The organism is Leucobacter sp. CX169 (assembly GCF_017161405.1).
Lineage (GTDB): Bacteria > Actinomycetota > Actinomycetes > Actinomycetales > Microbacteriaceae > Cx-87.
Window position 1 is genome coordinate 261,058 of record NZ_CP071051.1, and the last position, 20,033, is coordinate 281,090.

The 20,033-nt window shown below is 67.9% G+C and carries 9 protein-coding genes and 1 tRNA gene; 8 read left to right on the top strand and 2 right to left on the bottom strand.

All coding sequences use genetic code 11. The features are described 5' to 3' along the window. Nucleotides 1-197 precede the first annotated feature (197 nt). A complete protein-coding gene (locus JW030_RS01145; RefSeq protein WP_188046439.1) occupies nt 198-8,762 on the top strand; it encodes a DUF11 domain-containing protein in 8,565 nt (2,854 codons plus the stop codon). A gap of 81 nt (nt 8,763-8,843) precedes the next feature. On the opposite strand, the gene JW030_RS01150 is transcribed toward JW030_RS01145, so the two are convergent. Beyond that, nucleotides 8,844-9,467 carry a TetR/AcrR family transcriptional regulator gene (locus tag JW030_RS01150; RefSeq protein ID WP_188046438.1) on the bottom strand — a complete coding sequence of 208 codons (624 nt, stop codon included), beginning with the start codon at nt 9,465-9,467 and terminating at the stop codon, nt 8,844-8,846. A gap of 8 nt (nt 9,468-9,475) precedes the next feature. After that, entirely contained in the window at nt 9,476-10,756 is a 1,281-nt protein-coding gene (locus JW030_RS01155; RefSeq protein ID WP_188046437.1) for an isochorismate synthase MenF, read from the bottom strand. A 71-nt stretch (nt 10,757-10,827) separates the two neighbouring features. On the opposite strand from JW030_RS01155, the gene JW030_RS01160 reads away from it, so the two are divergent. From JW030_RS01160 to JW030_RS01190, 7 genes are all read left to right on the top strand, one after another. After that, nucleotides 10,828-12,105 carry an MFS transporter gene (locus JW030_RS01160; protein ID WP_188046436.1) on the top strand — a complete coding sequence of 426 codons (1,278 nt, stop codon included), beginning with the start codon at nt 10,828-10,830 and terminating at the stop codon, nt 12,103-12,105. A gap of 46 nt (nt 12,106-12,151) precedes the next feature. Further along, on the top strand, nt 12,152-13,105 hold the full coding sequence (locus JW030_RS01165) for a class I SAM-dependent methyltransferase (protein ID WP_188046435.1): 954 nt from the start codon (nt 12,152-12,154) through the stop codon (nt 13,103-13,105). After that, nucleotides 13,102-14,157: a polyprenyl synthetase family protein gene (locus JW030_RS01170; protein WP_188046434.1), complete on the top strand. Its 1,056-nt coding sequence runs from the start codon at nt 13,102-13,104 to the stop codon at nt 14,155-14,157. Before JW030_RS01165 ends, JW030_RS01170 begins: the two co-directional genes overlap by 4 nt. Before the next feature lie 71 nt (nt 14,158-14,228). Further along, on the top strand, nt 14,229-15,620 hold the full coding sequence (locus JW030_RS01175; protein ID WP_241095496.1) for an FAD-dependent oxidoreductase: 1,392 nt from the start codon (nt 14,229-14,231) through the stop codon (nt 15,618-15,620). Between the two features lie 9 nt (nt 15,621-15,629). Continuing rightward, nucleotides 15,630-16,583 (top strand): Sir2 family NAD-dependent protein deacetylase, encoded by a 954-nt coding sequence (locus tag JW030_RS01180; RefSeq protein ID WP_188046433.1) that lies wholly within the window; start codon nt 15,630-15,632, stop codon nt 16,581-16,583. A 58-nt stretch (nt 16,584-16,641) separates the two neighbouring features. Beyond that, the gene (locus JW030_RS01185; protein ID WP_241095598.1) at nt 16,642-19,161 is read left to right on the top strand and encodes a LuxR family transcriptional regulator; all 2,520 of its coding nucleotides are present in this window, start codon (nt 16,642-16,644) and stop codon (nt 19,159-19,161) included. A gap of 123 nt (nt 19,162-19,284) precedes the next feature. Further along, nucleotides 19,285-19,369, top strand: a tRNA-Tyr gene (locus JW030_RS01190). Nucleotides 19,370-20,033 lie beyond the last annotated feature (664 nt).

Sequence of the window (20,033 nt, forward strand, 5' to 3'; positions counted from 1 at the left end):
TGACCCAAAATCATCGATGCACGTCGTGCAGTTACGCGCTTTTGTGATTTACTTCCCTAGTGACTGCACCGAGTGCAGTGAGCGCGTTGCTGGAAGTGGGGGCCTCCGATAGTGCGCAAGCCGCGAGATGTTCTGCGGCGGTCATGACTCGTCATGGCTCCAACAAGAGGACAAGCCACTGCAGCAGGGGGATGGAAATGCGTACCTTCACGCGCCAAAAATCAGCACGACAGGTCGGCGCGCGTCGTTCGCTCCGGGAACGCCGCGCACAGGAACGCCTGCTGACGGTGCGTCGCCGCTGGATTGCCGGCGGCCTGGTGGTGCTGCTCTCGGGCGCCGTTGTCCTCCCCGCCCAAACCGCCCTCGCGGTGGATTCTCCGCCCCCGACGGGAACCGTGTCCGAGCCTGAGGGCGAGGTCGGTACGACGCCCGACACGGGAACGGACCCGGCGACCGAGCCGGAAGATCCGGCAGACCCTGCTGTCGAGCCGGGGGAGCCGAGCACCCCGGAGGCGGGGGAAGCACCGATTGCCGAGAATGCTCCGGAAACACCCGCTGAGCTCTCGGATCCCGGGTTCGCGCCGCTCGCGATCACGGGCCCGGTCGCCCATCTCGTCGTGCACGTCGGTGGCGAGCGCGACTCCAGCAACCGGGCGGTGGTGCTGCCTCCGACTGACGGCGCGGTGTACATGGCGCGCGAGTACAAGCAGCCGACCTCGCCGTCCTACGAGTGTGCGCTGGTCGCGGGCACCTGCACGATCGACGTTCCCGCGGGCAAGCGATGGCTCGTCTGGGCGAAGATCCCCGATACCGTCCCGCCCGGGCAGAACGCCTATCCCGTCACGTCCGACTACTACGCCACGCGAACGCTCGGCTTCGGTGGGATGAATAGCGTCGATGCCAAGCCGTACCAGTTCCTCACGGCTATCGCCGGTAACGGGAAGACCCTGCACGTCTCCGGTGCGAGCTTCGGCAACGTCGACACCAACTACTACGACGACACCCGAGACGGTCAGTGGACCGCGGACAATCGCTTCTCGGGCAAGCTGGCCCTGTCGATGAATAACCCCGCGCCGCGACAGGTGTGCGGGCAGAACATCGCGCTCGTGCTCGACACGTCCGGATCGATGTCTGGTGACCGGATCAGGAATCTCAAGGCAGCGGTCAAGAGTTTCGCCGAGGTGCTCCGCGGCACGCCGTCGACGATCTCCCTCTACTCCTTCAGCGATGTCCCCGGCACTCGGAAGCTCGACTTGTCCATGCTCGTCGCCGACGACATTGCCGCTGTCGGCGCCTATGCGAACGCCCTCACGGTCGGCGGCGCGACGAACTGGGACGCCGGGCTCAACCAGGTCGGCACGGGCTACGACTCGGTCATTGTCCTCACGGACGGCAACCCAACCGTCGATGGCGGAGGCGCTGGAGCCGGACAGTACAGCCGATTCGCATACGTCGAGCAGGCCATCTTCTCGGCGAACAAGATCAAGTCGACCGGGCAGCGCCTGATCGGCATCGGCATCGGCCTGCAGGGCAGCGACGTCAACCTCGCGGCGGTGGCGGGGCCGCAGCGGAACTCAGACTACTTCCTCGGATCCAACGAGAACTTCGGCGATATCCTGCGCAACCTCGCGGAGGGCATGTGCCCCGAAACGATCACGGTGCAGAAAAAGATCGCGGACGCCTCGGGAACCATCATCGAGAACGCCCCCGAGGCGGATGGCTGGAACTTCACGGCAAGCAGCACGACCCCCGAGACAATCATCGGAGCCTTCCCCGCCACGAGCTCGATTGAGGGAACGACCGGCATGACGAGTGCGACCTTCGAGGGACGCGCCGGAACCACCCCCCAGGTGACGATCACGGAAGAACCGGGCCTCCCGGGATATGTCCTCGATACGACCCAATCGGTGTGTCTCGTCCGCGGGGAACCCGCGGACATTACCTGGTCGGGCACCTCTGCGACCTTTGACGCCATCGCCGGCGCGAGCATTCACTGCACCTTCGTGAACAAGGCTCCCCAGCTCTACTCCGTGACCGTGGTCAAGGACTGGGTCAACAGCATTCCTGGGGATCAGGCCATCGTCTCGCTCACCGGCAGCGCCGGAGGCACGTCAACCGCCCCGGTCGACGGCGTCGTGGTCTCGCAGTCCTACCCGGCCGGTGTACCGGTCACCGTCGCTGAGACACTGGCCGGCAATCCGCTCAAGGGTGCCTACTCGGCAGCCCTGGCCTGTGACAACGGTGTCGTCCCGGTAAATGGCCAGTTCACGACGATCGCGGCTGACATCACTTGCACGTTCACGAATACCAACGCGACCCGGCAGGTCACGCTCACCAAGACCTGGATCGACGGGGTGCGTGGCGACACCGCGGAACTCACGATCAACGGCGGCACCGGCAAGACCTCGACCGTGACGGCGGGGCACACGAACGGCTCGTGGACGGACGCCGCGAACACCGTGACCAAGGCGAACATCGCGGTCGGGTCGGCAGTGACCGTCGCCGAAACGCTCGCTGGCGCGGGCAGCTACACCACCACCTGGTCGTGTGGCGCCGCAGGCACGGAGACCACCTTTGTGATGCCGAACGCTGACGTGCACTGCGACGTGACCAACGCGGCACGCGCGCAGACGCTCACGCTCGAAAAAGAGGTCGACAACTCCGCCGGAGGCGTGTCGACTGCAGACCTGTGGACGCTGACCGCCGCCGACGGCGCCACTCGAGCCATCAACGGTGTCGGTACGATCACGACCCCCGACGTGGCGGCCATCAGCGGCCGGGTCATTGCCGGTGTGACGTACACCTTGAGTGAGGCGGGCCCCTCGGGCTACACCGCCGCTCCCGCCTGGGTGTGCGTGGAAACAGGCACCCAGACGAGCGTTGCGGTGACCGGCGGGAACAAGGTCACGCCCGCCGCAGGCCAAGATCTTACCTGTCGCATCGTGAACACCGCCATCGCAGGCGAGGGCACTATCTCGAAGAGCGTCGTCAGCAACGTGCAGAACGCTGACGGCACCTGGACGATCACCTACCGTGTGACGGTCGTCAACCTCTCGAGCACCTCGACCTACCGCTACAACCTCGTCGATGAGCTCAAGTTCGGCACCGGCATTGACGTGAGTTCGGCGACTGTGGTTTCAGCGCCAGGCGGCGTGACGCTCGTGCCCACGTGGAGCGGGTTGCCCCCGAACACGAGGCTGGCCAGCAACGTCGAGTTGCTCGCCGCAACCGGAAGCCACGTCTACGAGATCGCGGTCAACGCCGCGGTGCGCATGGAGGCGTTGGAAGGATCCCACGCGGTCTGCGACGTCGGGTCGGCCGACCCAGAGGCGGGCGGCTTCCTGAACACCGTGCAGTTGTACAAGGCGGGCGAGAGCGAGATCGTCGGAGAGGCGCACGCCTGCGAACCCCCGGAGTTTCCCGAGGTGAACAAGCGCGGTCACGTGTCCACGCAGAACCCGGACGCCTCGTGGAACACCAGCTACACGATTGAGGTACGAAACCCCAGCAGCGTCGAACTGCAGGCCACCTTGAGCGACCAGTTCCCCGCCGCGCCGGCGGGCTGGACACTCGTCGGCGGCGCCTGGAACGTCGCGGCCGCCGCAGGATCTCCTGCATCCCTGAACTCCGCCTACCCGGCAGGTGCCGGTGTGGTCTGGGAAGGCAGGATCCCCGCCGGGACCACCTACACCTACACGGTGGCCGGCGTGATCCTGCCCACGGCGGGGGCGACGCCGCTTGAGAAGTGCGAGGTCACCGATGGGGGGCTCATCAACCGCGCCATCGTCCAGTCCGGCGACATCACGCGCGACGACACCGGCTGTTCCGGCGGAGAGACGCCCCCGGTCACTGTGGACAAGTCTGACGGTGCCGTGCAGCAGCTCGCCGACGGCACCTGGCAGATCGACTACAACGTCGTTGTGAAGAACACCTCTTCGACGTACGCCACTGTCTACACCTTGACGGACCTTCCCGACCTCGGCCTGGGGTTCACTCCCGTGAGCCACGGGTGGTTCGGAGCCGCTCCTGCGGCCGACACCGTCATTGCGGTCAGCGGTCAGCACAGCTACGTCTATCGCGTGATCGCCGCCTTCGACGCGACGGTGGCAGATCCGGAACTCACGTGCACGCCGGGAGACGGCGGGGCGTTCTACAACGTCGCGACCGTCACCTTCCCTGGAGGAACCGACTCGGACGATGCCTGCGGTGAACCGCGCGGCCCGAAGATCACCAAGAGCGCCGCTGCGCCGAGCGTCGGCACGAACGGTGCTTGGAACCTCCGCTACACCGTGCGTGTCACCAACACCAGCGGGCTCCTGCTTGCCTACACGGCGACCGACGCGCCGGCCGAGCTGCCCGCGGGCGTGACGCTCACCACTCCCTGGTCGGTGGCCGGGCCCGCGATCTCGCCGGCAGGCGGCGGGTCGGCGACGCTTACCCCCGGGTGGGATGGCGCCGGCCAGACCGAGATCGCGCGGGGCATGATCCCGAGCGGTGCGACGCACACCTATACGGTCACTGCGGCGGTTCTGCTGTCTGCGGTGGTCGACCCTGAAGCCCTGCGCTGCTCGGCGACTGCTGAGGACGGAACCGGTATCTGGAACCGCTCGACGGTGACGAACGGGGTCTTCGACGACAACGCGGAGGCCTGCACGGAGCCGGTTACGGTTCCCGTGTCCTTGGAGAAATCTGACGCGGACGTTACCCAGCTCGACGGTGGCGCCTGGCAGCTCGACTACACCGTGACGGTCACGAATGCGCATGCGCTGCCCACGGTGTACTCGCTGACGGACACCCCCCGGTTCGCCGAGGTCTACGAGATTCAGTCGGAAGGATGGGTCGATGAGCCGAACCTGACGGACGTGCAGATCGGCGCCAACGGCATTCACCAGTACGTCTACCGCGTGACTGCGACGGCGGAGACCGACCCGGTCCCCCCGAGCGGACTGGTCTGCGCGGGCCCGGACACGGCCTTCTTCAACACTGCGACCGTCACCTATCCGGGTGGCACTGACAGCGACGATGGCTGCGGCACCCCCGCGAGCCCAGTCGTCGACAAGGTCGCGCTCGCCGCAGTGAGCAATGCGCTCGGGGAATGGACGCTGAATTATCAGTTGACGGTGACGAACCCGGCTCCGATCTCTCTGTGGTATTCCCTGACGGACACGCCCGATGCGCTGCCCGCCGGCCTGAGTGGCGGCGAGTGGACGGTCGGCGACCCGACGATCTCCGCGGAGGGGTCGGCGACCCGGAACCTCGCCTGGAACGGCGGAAGCGACACCCAGGTGGCAACCGGAATGCTCGCCGTGGGCGACACGCACGTCTACACCGTGTCGCGCACGGTCTCGGTGGCGCCGTCAGTCGATGCCGATGTGCTCGACTGTGCGACCCCGGGCGGCGGAGGCGTCTGGAACAGCGCGACGGTGACGAACGGGGTCGGTGGGAACACCGACGAAGCCTGCACGGATATCGTGCGCCCCGGCGTTGACGTCGACAAGACGGTCGCGTCGACGGAGCAGCTTGTCGACGGCACCTGGCGGATCATCTACGACGTTGTCGTGACCAATCAGTCGAGCACCCTGCCGGCCGTGTACGACCTCACGGACGAGCTGACCTTTGGGGGCGACATCGTGGTGACGGATGCTGCGTGGAGCGGCCCGACTTCGGGCGTGTTCAGCGGCCCGACGTGGCGGGCGCAACTCGCTACCGGGCGCACGCTTGCGCCACTCACCGGCGAGGCCGGAGTCGAGACCTACCAGGTGACGGCACACGCCACTATCTCCGCCGAGGGCTGGGAAGGCGACACGCTGGTCTGTCTGGGCGGCGAGGGGATGGGCGCGAGCGGCTTCCTCAACGTGGCCCAGGTGACCGCAAATGGCGAGTCTGATTCAGCGGAAGCGTGTGCGCCGCCGCGGCTGCCGGTCATCGAAAAGCGTGGGGTCTCAGCAATGCAAGACCCGCTCGACGCGTCGCGCTGGGCCGTCTCGTATGACGTGACCGTGACCTCGGGTGGCGACGCGACCTTCTATTCGGTGATGGACCAGCCGTACTTTGCTTCGGGCATCACGCGCCTGTCGGCGACGGCCCAGCGCACTGACGCTGGGGCCTCCGCACCCGTCCCGGTATTGCCGGTTGTCGAGGGCGAGCCCTTCGTCGTCGACCATCCGCTGGGGGCGGCTGAAGTGCACGTGTATCGGGTCGTCTGGGTGGTCGAGATCACCGACGAGTTTGTACAGGAAACGGGCGTGTGCGCGGGCGAGGGTACCGGCTTCTTCAACAGTGCCACCTTGACGGTCGGCCTGATCGACCGCACCGACGCGGACTGCCTGCCGACCGAGCAGCGTGTGTACCCAGGGGTCACGAAGACCGCGCGCAGCGTGGCCCAAGACCCGGCGACCGGTGAATGGAGCGTGCTCTACGACCTCGTGGTCACGCTGGCACCGCAGGGTGACGCAAACCCCGAGGGGCGCTCGGCAAAGTACGACCTGTCGGATCGACTCGCATTCGGGGAGGGAATCACCGCGCGAAGCGCCTCCTGGACGGGGGCAGGGACGGGCACGTTCGCGGACGTGAGCGCGTCGCAGTCCCTGGCGAGTGGGAAGAACATCGGCGCCGGTCAAACCCACACGTACACCGTGCGGGTGGTCGCATCGGTGACCGACGAGGCGCTTGAGGACGGCACCACCGCGTGCCTGCCTGACGGCGACCCCGGAGGGTTCCTGAATACGGCTCTGTTGAGCTCGGGAGGCCGGACTACGTCGGTTGCTGCCTGCGCTGAACCGCACTTCCCTGAGGTGGAGAAGACGCTGAGTTCGGTCGTCGACCACAAGGACGGCACTTGGACGTTGGCGTACCAGGTGGATGTGACCTACCCGGCCACCACCCTGGTGCCGCTGCCGAGCCCGGTGGCGTATGACCTCACCGATGCCCCTGAGCTTCCCGCGGGTGTCGAACTGACCGGCAGGTGGGCGGCGGCTGCGGTCGCCGACACCCCGGCACCGACGGCCGCAGAGTGGGATGGTCGCGGAACGTGGACCATCGTTTCGGGCGGCGAGCTGACTCCGGCGGATGCCCTGCATTCCTACGCCGTGTCTGCCAAGGTTCGGGTGACCGCGGCGGAACCGGACGCGATCGGCGTGTGTGACGGGGCCCCGGGCATCATCGTCGGGAACAATGCGACCGTCACCTCGGGGGATTACTCCGACACCGACGACGCCTGCGCTCCCGTACAGCTTCCCGACGTGGGGATCGAGAAGACCGCGAGCGGCCTCGGCGCCGACGGCGCGGCCGAACCGGGTGAGTCGTTCGACTACGTGCTGACGGTGACGAACCACGGCACCACGGCGGCAACCGAAGTCCGCGTGACGGACGACGATATCCACGACCGCCTGCAGATCACGGGCCTGACGGTGGGCACCGGCGTGACCTGGGGCGGCGCTCCGGGGTACACCAACGCCCCGAACAATGTCGACCTGACCGTCGACTCACTCGCGGTGGGTCAATCGGTGGCGGTCACCGTGACCGTCGTGTTTGTGCCTGAACCGGTCGGAGTCGCCGAGGTGACGCCGGGGAGCGCCCCGGAGGCGCCAACGGTGGTGGATACCTTCACGAACATCGCGTGTGTGGCGATGGAAGCGGACGGCAACCCCGACAACAATTGCGACGAGGCCGACGTCCCCGTCAAGGACGTCCAAGCATTTGTCTACGCCACGTGTGTTGCCGATGCTCCGCGTCTGGGCTGGGTCGTCTCGAAGTCAAAGCTGTTGCGGGATACGCCGATCGACCTGCTGTGGGCACCGAACGGCGCGACTACCGCGACGGCCCCGGGTCAGGTATCGATCTCCCAGCCGGGCGGATCTGCGTCTTGGCGCGCAGACGCAGCATGGCCGGGCACCGCGTTCTCGGCGTCAGGCGTCGCAACGGACTACCCCGGATGGCGGCCGTTGCAGGCTGCTGACTATGCTCCAAGCGGCGGCTACCACCTGCCGGGCACCGCGAAGATCATGACGCAGCCTGAGCAGGCCATGTTCGTGAAGAACGGCATGATTGTGGATCCGAGCGAGCTCGACTTCGCGTGGCGAGGAGCCTCGACGGTGACGTTCAGCGTGAACCCGACGCTGAGCTTTGATGTCGCGTTCCCCGAGCTCACGGCCGACTGCGCCTCGCCGCGGCACGCGGACGTGGAGATCGAGAAGGCGGCCAGCACGAACCGGGTCGAGGCGGGCGAGGCGTTCACGTACACGCTCGCCACGCACAACCTCAGCACCGATACCGCCGCGGACGGTGTGGTCGTCACCGATCAGGTGCCGGCTGACCTCAAGGTGACCGAGGTGAACTGGCCGGGCAAGGGCGACAGCTCGGTGTTCCCGAATTGGGAGAGCTGCTCCGTCGAAGGCGCGAGCGAGCAGGGGTACGGCGGCATGCTGACCTGCACCCTGTTCGGGCCGCTGCAGCCAGCGGACGCGGGACTCGGGGCGTCGGCCGCGCCGACGATCACGATGCACGTGACCGTGTCGCCCGAGAGCAAGGCCACGAAAATCGTCAACGTCGCGGTGGTGGACTACTTCACCTTCGGGAACCCAGACGATGCCGGCCGAGACACCGACGACGCGATCGTCCTGCTCGGCGTGCTCGCGCTCACCGGCGCGATCCTGCCCTGGGTTGCCGGCTTGCTCGCGCTGTTGGCGATCGCGTGTGGCGCGGCGGTGCTCTTGCTGAGTCGGCGCAGGACCGCAGAGCAGCGCCTGCCTCAGAGGGTGTAGCCAGCGCGTTTCATTGAATGAGCGGGCGCGTGGGCTCCGTGAAAACGGGGACCACACGCCCGCTCATTCGTGAGCGCTGACTCAGATCTCGCCGCGGGCAATGACAGCGAAGACATCCATTCCGAAAGCGCCGGAGCGGGCATGCTCAGTGAGGGCCGGGTCGCGTGCCGCGAGCACCGAGGAGTGCCAGACGAGAAATACGGAGAGCGCTCGCGCGGCGGGCAGGGGTGAATTTACCGGCACGGCAATGCGCCGCGCGTAGTCCTCAGCGATTCGGCCCTGCGCGCGGATCCAGCTCTGAAACACGTGGCCGGCGATCTCGGGCGAGCCCGCCACGAGGTGCTCGACGAAGGGGTTCACCTCGCCCTGGCTCTCCGCGGCATCGATCCAGCCGTTCTGCGCCATGCTGAGCGTCGTCACCCGCGTGCTCTCGAGGACGGGTTCGTCCACGGGACGCAGGAGAAAGAGATCCGTGAAGGCATCGAGCCAGTCGTCGAAGTACGCCAGCAGGATCGCTGCCTTTGAGGCGAAATGCAGGTAGACGGTCCGTTTCGCGATTCCCGCCGCCTCCGCGATGTCGTCGACCGACGTGTGCTCATAGCCTCGTGTGGTGAAGAGCGTGTCCGAAGCGGCGAGAATTCGGGCGCGCGTTTCGATCTTGCGCTGCTCACGCTGGAGCTCGAGCTTGCTCGGGGGGAGTGGCATACCCAATTTTACGACGCGGGGTGCGCTGGCGGGGCGAACGCCTCAACTACGGGGCGAAACTTTGACACGGTCTCGGCGAGCTCGCGGTCAGGATCCGAGCCGGCCACGATGCCCCCTCCCGCCGAGGCGGTGACGTGCCGAGCCCCGGAGGACGCCGGCCCGAATTGCGCGCAGCGCAGCGCGATCACCCACTCGCCGTCGCCCGCGGCGTCCGTCCAGCCGACGGCGCCCGAGTAGCGGCCACGATCGAACGTCTCGATTTCCCCGATCGCGGCGACCGCGACCGGGGTCGGGGTGCCGGCGATTGCGGCGGTCGGATGCAGCGCTCCCGCAAGCTCGATCGAGGTGGCGTCGTCGGCTAGGCGGGCGCCCAGGTCGGTGGCGAGATGCCAGACATTCGGCAGCTCGAGCGCGAACGGCTGTTCGCTGGCGTGCAGCTCGCGGACGTGCGGTTCGAGGGCAGCGACGACGCTGTCGATCGCGAATGCGTGCTCGTGCTGATCCTTATCGCTCGTGAGGAGGGCATCCCGCGAGTGCGCATCGGTGATCGCGTCAGCCCCGCGCGGGCGAGTGCCCGCGAGTACGCGAGCGGACACGGCGCCTCCCGTCGAGCGAATGAGCGTCTCGGGGCTCGCGCCCACGAGCCCGTCGATCGCGAACGTCCAGCAGTCGAGGTAGCGCTCGGCGAGTCGGCGAATGGGCACGCGCAGGTCTGCGTCTGCGGCGACCGCGCCGTGCAACTGGCGCGATAATACGATCTTCTCGGCCTCGCCGCGGGCGATGCGAGCGGTCGCCTCCACGACGGCCGCGCGGAAGTCGTCTTCGCTGCCCGGGGCGGGGTCCACCGCGGCGCCGGGCCAGGATCCTGCCGGAATGTCTGCAGGAACGCGGGGAGCCGCGGCCTCCTCTGCCGTATCGCTCACGAGCGTCACCCAGGCGGTTCCGCGGTGCTGCGCGACGAGCACGCGCGGGACGATCAGGACGCTCTCGGCCGCGCTGTCGTCGGCGAACGCGAACGTGCCGAGGGCGACGAGCCCCGAGCCGGGAAGCTGCACCGGGTCGTCGATGGTCGCCTGCTTTGCGACTTCGCGCCAGGCGTCCGCCGCGCGCGCGAATCGGTCGGGCCCGGTGAAGCTCAGGCGCAGGGCCTCGCCGATGCCCACGCAGCCGCGGTCGCCCCGGATCCAGGCGAGCGGTGCCGCAGGGTCCGCCAGGGCGAGGAGGTCGGGAATCTCGCTGAGGGGTCGCGTGACGGCGCGCAGTCGCGGGAAAAGGGGCTCGCTCGTCACCCCACTAATCTACTCGTCCGCGACTGAGCGCCGCCCGCCCGCGGCATGCGCTTGCCCGTAGAATCAGCCAAATGCGTGAGCAACTCAGCCTTCCCGAGGCCCGCCGTGTCGCGGTCGCCGCCCTCGTCGGCACCGCGATGGAGTGGTACGACTACTACCTCTTCGGGCTTGCCGCCGCGCTCGTGTTCAATCGGCTGTTCTTCACGGAGCTCGACCCGTGGGCCGCGTCGCTGGCCGCCTTTGCCACGTTCGGCATCGGTTTCGTCGCGCGCCCGCTCGGCGCGGTGATCTTCGGGTCCCTCGGCGACCGGATCGGCCGCAAGCCCACGCTGATTCTGAGCGTGGTGCTCATCGGCATTGCGACCGCGCTGATCGGCGTGCTTCCCGACTTCTTCGCGATCGGTATCGCCGCGCCGATCCTGCTCGTGGTTCTGCGCCTTGTGCAGGGGGTGGCCGTCGGCGGCGAGTGGAGCGGCGCGATGACCATCGCGATCGAGCACGCGCCGAGGGAGCACCGCAACCGGCTCGCCGCCCTGGTGCAGCTCTCCTCGCCGATCGCGACCCTGCTCTCGAGCGGCGCGTTCACGATCGTCCTGCTGCTGCCCCCCGCGTCGTTTGACGCCTGGGGCTGGCGCGTACCGTTCCTGCTCGCGATCCCGTTCCTGCTCGTCGCGGTCTTCCTGCGGCGCAGGATCGAGGAGTCGCCATCGTTTAGGGGCCTCGTCGCCGAGGGCAAGCGCGTCCGCGTGCCGATGCTCGCGGTGCTGCGCCGCACCCCTGGCCGGCTCGGTGTCGCGATCCTGGTGTCCCTGCTCGGCGTCGGCGGGTTCTACTTCATGAACACCTTCCTCGTGAACTTCGGCGCGAACGAGCGCGGCATCGACCGCCAACTCATGGTCAACGCGACGCTGGTGGCCGCTGTCGTCCAAGCGGGCGTCACGCTGCTTGCGGGGCGACTCGGCGAGCGCTTTGGCCCCGGCCGAGTGACGGCCTGGGGCGGCATCGCCACGGCCCTCGTCGCCTTCCCGGTGTTCTGGCTCATGGACCAGCGTTCCGGTGTCGGAGCGTTTCTTGCGGTTAGCCTCGGCCTCTCCGCGGTGATCCTGGCCTATGGCGTCGCGGGCCCGGCGCTGACCCTGCTCTTCCCGACGGAGCTGCGCTACTCGGGCGTGAGCCTCGGCTACAACCTGGCCGCCGTGGTGGGCGGGTTCCTGCCGCTCGCAGCACAGGCCTCGCTCGGCTGGTCGGGCGGCGCCTCGTGGGGACCGGCGGCGCTGTTCGCGCTCTTTGGCCTTGCCACCGCGACCGGTGGAGTGCTCGCGCACCGCCTCATTCGTGCGGCGTCATGACCGTAGCTGAGGCATGTACGGAACGCGCACGGGTACACGGGATACCATGGCAGGCGTGACTCGACCCGATGCCGTAACGAAGTCGTCGAGCGATGTCTCGGCGATGTTCGACGAGATTCCGCACCGCTACGACCTAATGAATGATGTGCTGACCGTCGGGATCACCCGGCTGTGGCGTATTGCGACCGTTCGCGCGGTCGCCCCACGCAAGGGAATGCGCATCCTCGACCTTGCCGCGGGCACAGGCACCTCGAGTGCCGCGCTGGCCGAACAGGGCGCGCACGTCGTCGCCGCCGACTTCTCGAACGGCATGCTCGACGAGGGGCGCAAGCGCCAGGCGGGCAACACGCGCATCGAGTTCGTGTGGGCCGATGCAACCGAGCTTCCCTTCGAAGACAACAGCTTCGATGCCGCCACGATCTCGTTCGGGCTGCGCAACGTCGACCGGCCGCAGGTCGCGCTCGCCGAGATGCTGCGCGTGACGAAGCCGGGCGGACGCGTCGTGATCTGCGAGTTCTCGACGCCCGCGGCGGCCATTCGTGCGCCCTACACCTGGTACTCGCGTCAGGTGCTGCCGCGCGTCGCCGGCCTCGTGACCGGGTCGAAGCAGGCCTACGAGTACCTCAACGAGACGATCGAGCAGTGGCCGGATCAGCCCACGCTCGCGCGTTGGATGCGCGAAGCGGGCTTCGAGCGCGTGGCCTACCGGAACCTGACCGCCGGTATTGCCGCCCTGCACCGGGGATTCGTGCCCGCCAAGGCCGCCGCCGCCCCCGCGCACGAGGAGCAGGCGTCGGCCAAGCCCGAGGCCAAGCCCGAGGCCAAGCCCGCGGCCGCCAAGAAGTCGGCGAAGCCCGCTGCGGCGAAGTCTGTTCCGGCGAAGCAGGCCGAGAAGAAGCCCGCCGCTAAGGCTCCCGCCAAGCCCGCCGCCAAGCCCACGGCGAAGCCCGCCGCCAAGCCCGCGGCACAGCCAGCCACGAAGGCAAAGGACAACGGATGATCCGGCCACTCGCGGAAGACACCGCGACCCAGGCGCTCCCGCTGCGCCTCTTCCAGGACGTGCAGGACAAGCGTCACGCGAAGCGCCTACAGGACGAGCTCGAGCTCGTCGAGTCGGGCCTTGCTGAGCAGCTCTCGTTCGCCTCGCCGATCGCAGACGCGCCGGGCCGCTATCTCATGGAGGCGGGCGGCAAGCGGATCCGGCCGTTGCTGACCCTCCTCACGAGCGAGCTGGGAGAGGGCCCCAACGAGCTCGTGCGCCGCGCGGCACAGGCCATCGAGATGACGCATCTCGCGTCGCTCTACCACGACGACGTCATGGACGACGCGAAGCTGCGCCGGGGCGTGCCCGCCGCGCAGGCGGTCTGGGGCAACAACGTCGCGATCCTGGCCGGGGACCTGCTGTTCGCGCGCGCCTCGACCCTAGTGTCGGGCATGGGCGAGGAGGCGATCCTGTTGCAGGCACGCACCTTCGAGCGCCTGTGCCTTGGTCAGCTCCACGAGACGGTCGGTCCGCAGGAGGGTGACGACGCGATCGCCCACTACATCCAGGTGCTCGCGGACAAGACGGGTGCGTTGATCGCGACCGCGGCCCGCATGGGCGTCATGTTTTCGGGTGCCCCGGCGGAGTACGCCGACCCGGTGACCGAGTACGGCGAGAAGATCGGCGTCGCCTTCCAGCTCGTCGACGACGTCATTGACCTCTCGCCCCAGGCCGAGCGGACGGGCAAGCGAGCCGGGACGGACCTACGCGCGGGCGTCGCGACGCTCCCGATCTTGCTGCTGCGCGAGCGCGCCCCGCAGGATCCCGAGGCGGCAGCGCTGCTCGCCCGCATCGATGCCGGCCTCGCACAGATCGAAGCTGGCGCCGACACCTCGGTGCTGGACCCGGAGGTCATCGCGCTGCGCGAACATGCCGTGACCCAGGAGACCGCGGACACCGCCCGGCAGTGGGCCGCCGACGCCGTGGCTGCCCTGGCCCCGTTGCCGCGCTCCGCCGTCACGCGCGCGCTCGCTCGCATGGCCGATTCCATCGTCGAACGCGAAGGCTAGACCCGCGCGTTCGCGCGACCACAGACACCCGTGCGCGGCGACCCGCGCGAGCTGAGAAGAAAGAAGCACCAATGACTGAAGCCGCACCGAACCCGATGCGAGTGGCGATCGTGGGTGCCGGCCCGGCTGGCATCTATGCCGCCGACCTACTGCAGAAGGCCGAGCGCGACTTCGAGGTCTCGATCGACCTCTTCGACCAGCTCCCCGCGCCCTACGGACTTGTGCGCTACGGCGTCTCGCCCGACCACCCGCGTATCAAGGGCATCATCAACGCCCTGCGCGACGTGCTCGACAACGGCGGGATCCGCTTCTTTGGAAACGTTCGCTACGGTGTCGACCTGCAGCTCGCCGACCTCGAGCGCCACTATCACGCGGTGATCTTCTCGACCGGCGCCATTCGCGACGCGGCCCTCGATATTCCGGGTATCGATGCCGAAGGATCGTACGGCGCCGCCGACTTCGTGAGCTGGTTCGACGGGCACCCTGACGTGCCCCGCACCTGGCCGCTTGACGCCCGCCAGGTCGCCGTCATCGGCAACGGAAACGTGGCGCTTGACGTCTCGCGCATGCTCATCAAGCACGCGGACGACCTGCTGGTCACCGAGATTCCCGACAACGTCTACGAGGGGCTGAAGGCGAACCCCATCGAAGAGGTGCACGTCTTCGGCCGCCGCGGTCCCTCCTACGTGAAGTTCACGCCGCTTGAGCTGCGCGAGCTGGGCGAGGTGCGCGATGTCGACGTCGTGATCGACGAGCGCGATTTCGATCGCGAGGACGCGTATGCGGACGAGCTCGTGACGAAGAACAAGCAGGCCCTCGTGATGACCCGCATCTTTGGCAAGTGGCGCGCGGAGCAGGCCGAGCGCGAGGCCGCTGGCGGGCCTGGCGCGAGCCGCCGTCTCTTCCTTCACTTCTGGTCGAAGCCGGTCGCCGTCGTCGCCCCGGACGGCCGCGTCGAGGGTCTCAAGATCGAACGCACGGCCCCCGACGGGCACGGCGGCGTCGTCGATACCGGCGAGTTCGAGGTTGTCCCGGTGCAGTCGCTGTACCGCGCCGTCGGCTACTTCGGGTCCCCGCTCGACGCGATCCCGTTCGACGACGCGCGTGGCGTGATCCCGAATGACCGCGGCCGCGCGCTCGACGAGTCGGGAGAACAGATCCCCGGCGTCTATGCGACCGGCTGGATCAAGCGCGGCCCGATCGGCCTGATTGGGCACACGAAGTCTGATGCCCTCGAGACACTCGAGAGCCTCATCGCCGACCGCGAGAACCTGTGGCGTCCGACCGACCCGAGCATCGAGGCGATTCCGGCGCTGCTTGAGGAGCGCCAGGTCCCCGTGACGACGATCGAGGGCTGGCAGCGTCTCGACGAGCACGAGCTCGGCCTCGGTGAGGCGGCGGACCGCACCCGCATTAAGGTCGTCTCGCGCGAAGAGATGACCCGAGTTTCCCGCGGCGAGTAGGGCCGGGCCATGGCGGGGCAGCACGGGCAGGATCCTGCCAGTGAGTCGCGCCGCGACGCGGAGAACTCCTCGGAATCGATCGATGCTCACGCGATAGATCGGCTCGTTGCCCTGGCGCAGGATCGGCCGATTGCGGCGCTCACCGGCGCCGGAATCAGCACCGACTCGGGTATTCCCGACTACCGGGGAAAGGGTGCGCCGCCGCGTACGCCGATGCGGGTCGAGCAGTTTCTCGGGGACGCAGCCGCGCGGCAGCGCTTCTGGGCGGGAGCCCGGCTAGGTGCTGGCGCCTTTGGCGAGGCCCGGCCAAACCCCGCACACCTCGCGCTCGCGGCGCTCGAGCGAGCGGGGAGGCTGAGCGGCGTCATCACTCAGAATGTCGATGGCTTGCACCGCCTCGCCGGGACCCAGCGTTTGGTCGAGCTGCACGGCAACGGTGCGATGATTCGCTGCGTCCCCGGCGGGCACCGATTTGCGCGCACCGAGGTGCTCGGGTGGATCGACCAGGCAAACCCCGAACTTGCGGAGACTGCCGCGCGAGCGGTCGCGACACCAAACCCCGACGCGGACGCCGAAATCGCGGGGCTCGTCGACCTCGAACGGGTGACGGTGCCGCATTGCCCCATCTGCGGGGGTTTGCTGCGCCCGGATGTCGTCTTTTTCGGCGAGTATGTGCCCGCGGAGACGTTCCAGGCCGCCCGTGAGGTCGTCGCGGCGGGCGGCGTCCTGTTGGTGGTGGGCTCTTCGCTCGCCGTCAATTCCGGCATCCGCCTGCTGAACCAGGCGGAACAGGCGGGTACGCCGATCGCCATCATCAACCGCGGGCCGACCAAGGGCGATGCCCGCGCTGCCGTCCGCATCGAGGGGGGAGCGGCCCTCACCCTCACCGCGCTCGCCACCAGATTGCGCATCGACGATCCAATACACGTGGAAAGTGCGCTGGAACGCGGTACCTTTGGCTGAGGGGACCCGGTTGGCGGTACGGCGAGTCAGCGGGTGAATATTGGGGGGAAGCGTGACCATGCGGCAAGAGCAACTGCTCGCACGCCTTGATGGTCCCGCGCGCGCGCTCGTCGTGCATGCAGAGCCCGGATCCGGCAAGACCGCGCTGGCGGCTGAATGGGCACGCACGCGGCAGGCCGCCGGGCGCCCCACTTCCTGGGTGCTGATTGATCCCGAAGCGGCCAGTCCGCGACACTTCTGGGCGCGCGTCGCGACCGGCCTTCGCGCAGTATTGCCTGAACCGGCGGGGGCCGTCCTTGTCGCGGTCCAAGGTGGCGCGCTTCCGGTAGGCGAGGCGACCGCCGCAATTGCGAGCGCCCTCGTTGCCGCGCCTCGCTCACTTGCCCTGGTTATTGACGGCCTGGACTGCGCAGAGGAGGCCGCTCAGGCGCAGCTCGTGGCATTGATTGGCCGCGTCCCCTGGTTGCGCGTCGTCGTCACGACACGCAGGAGTACCGCGCTTGAGACGCCCGCGAACCGGGTGACGCTCGGCATCGATGTCATCGACTCGGCTGACCTGGCCATGACCGCCAGCGAGATCTTGGCGCTTTCCGATTCCGTGGGGGGCGACCTGACCGCGGCCGAGGCAGAGGGGCTTCGCCGCGTCACACGCGGGAGCGCGCTTGCCGTCCGGGTCGCGCTTACGGAGTGCCGGCCGCTGTCACCGGGGGCGGGCACCCCCCGATCGCGCGCGCGCCGCATTAGCGAGGCGCTTTCCGTTGCAGCGATCGGCGCGCTCGATGTGTTTGTCGACGAAGAGGAACGCCAGACCGCGCGCCGCTTCTCGCTGAGTCCCGAGCTTGACGCGCCTCTCGCCGCCGAGATCGCCGAGTCGCGGGGTGCGTGGGAACTCGTCGAATCATTCGCCCAGCGTGGCCTCGGTCGCATCGAGGCGCGACCCCGTGGCCGCAGCGTGTTTACGTTCTATGCCCTGCCGCTGGCCGGGCTCCGAAGCGAAGCCAAACAACATCTTCCGCTCGAGGATCGACGCGCCGTGCGGGTCAGGGCCGCACGACGGCTGGCCGCCCTCGGCGACCCCGTCGATGTCCTTCGGCTTTTGGTGGAGGCTGGGCTCGACCGCTCGGTGTGGGGCCAGTTTGTTCGCCGACTGGGCGAGATCACCGTCGATCGGCGCGATGAGATGTTGGACCTGCTCTACGGTCTGTCCAAGGAACGCATCGAACAGGATGGCACGCTCGCCATGGTGCTCGCGATGGTGATGGGCGATCGGGCTTTGCGACCCTCCGGACGCACCGAGCGGCTGATTCGCTCTGGGCTGACGGAGCTGTTGTCGCGCCAGATACCTGACACGGCGACCGACCGCTTCCTGCTCGAGGTGGCGCGATTTGTGGGCCATCGCGTGCTGCGAGAGTACCCGGAGGCGCGATTGATCGCGCAGCGCTTGCTTCCGGGAACGGTCGAGTTCGAGACGGCCGCGGCGGCCCGTGCCGGCGCGAGCAGCTCGCTCCTCATCGACTTCACGGTGGTCAACTTGCTCGCCGGTGATCACCAAGGCGCCATTGACGCGGCGAACCTCATCACGGACGAGGTGTATCCGGCGCTCGTGCACCGCCGGAATGCGTTGCTCGCGTTGAGTCACACGATTCGTGGCGACCTGCAGTCGGCCGATCGGGCGCTCGCGCCCATCCCCGACTCGGTCATGCGCGAAGCGGAGGGCACGCTCGAGGCGGCCGCGTGGCGGCTCGCGCGCGTGCACCTGCTCCTGGAGCAAGGTGCGGTCCTCGACGCCTTCGTCGAACTCGATGGGCTCCGCGACCGGCTGCACGAGTGCGAGCTCTGGCCTGCGACGGTGTGGACCAGTGCGTACACGCGACTCGTGACCGGGGCTGCGGAGCGAGGCGCGGCCGAGCTCGAGCGAGCGCTCGAAGGGATGCGCCGGATGGGGCTTTCCCCCTCATGGGAGGAGCGGCTTCGCGCGATGCGCGCTGACCTCCTGCTCGCTTCGGGCGCCGCGGCAAAGGCGTCAGAGGCGGCGTATGGTCCGGCGAAGAGCGCCCCGATGCTGTGCACACTCGCGCGGATCGCGCTCGTTGTCGGGCGCCCAGAGGATGCGCTTTCTCGTCTCACCGTGCTGGGCGAGCGAAGCCTGCGGCCGCGCGAGGCCGCCGAAGTGCACCTGCTCCTGGCCACCGCTCAGCTCCGCCTGGGTCGGACGGAGATCGCGAAGCATGCGCTTGAGATGGCGCTGCACCGTATTCGCGAGACGCGGCTGCGCTCGCTGCTCTCGTTCATCACCGTGGAGGACCTCGCCGACCTGCGACCGTTGGCGCCGGCGAAGCTTTGGCTTGAGCCGCTCGCTCAGCCGTTTTCACTCACCGCCCTGGGTGAGGCGCTCACGGAGCGCGAGGCGCGCGTGCTCTCGGAGCTCGTGGTGGGCGACCAGATCGCGCAGATCGCCGAGCGTCTGCACGTCTCGCCGAATACGGTGAAGTCGCAACTGCGCAGCGTCTATCGCAAGCTCGGGGTGTCTGGGCGAGAAGAAGCGATCCGCGCGGCAGCCGACCACGGCCTGCTCTAGCGCCCGATTTCCCGGCGCTATGCGACGCCGAGACCGACGCTGAAATGCCGAAGAGCGCCCTCGATTTCCGTTCCCCGCAAAGACGTACTATTCTTGACTCTTGGTCGCACTTGTGCGGCCACTGGCGAGTTACCCAAGCGGCCAAAGGGATCTGACTGTAAATCAGCTGTCATCGACTTCGTGAGTTCGAATCTCGCACTCGCCACCATGAGAAAAGCCCGCGTTCACACGCGGGCTTTTCTGTTTCTCCCGGACACCTCTGCCGTGTCGGTAGCGCTACTCGCGTACGCCACGGGTCGGGAACACTCTGTTGGCAGAGTGCATCGGATCGCGGATTCGCTACTTCCCAGCGATCAACGCTGCGGGTGGGCCTGGGGCCGCGGCCATTGACAACGGCAGTGATGCGTGTGCTCCGGCTGCTTCGCCTGCTTCTGAGCCTGGCACGCCCGGGATTTTGGTCGAAATTGGTGTTTCTGGCGACTTTTGGCCGGATCGGCACGGTTGGGGCAGATCGTCCGGGTCGGTTCGGATTTGTAACTTCCGCGTGTTTCCGGGGGGACACGCCCGGCGGCGGGGCGTGATTTGCCCGCGAGCCAGATCGAACGTAATGTTATCCCTTGTCAGCACGGCAGTGCGGGACACGGAATGTGGCCCGGTTGCGAACGTGACATTGAATTGCTTGTCTCGCTGGTCTTGAACCTGAGGGTTCGACCGGGTAAGATAGTGGTTCGCCTGCTTTGCTCGCACTGGTGCGGCTCGCCTTCGGGTTGAGGTCGTGTTCAGGGTGTGGTAAGTTAGGGAAGTTGCCTTTCGGAAGCCTTCGGGTGTGTACGGGGGGTGTCTGGTCCTTGAGAACTCAATAACGTGCACTA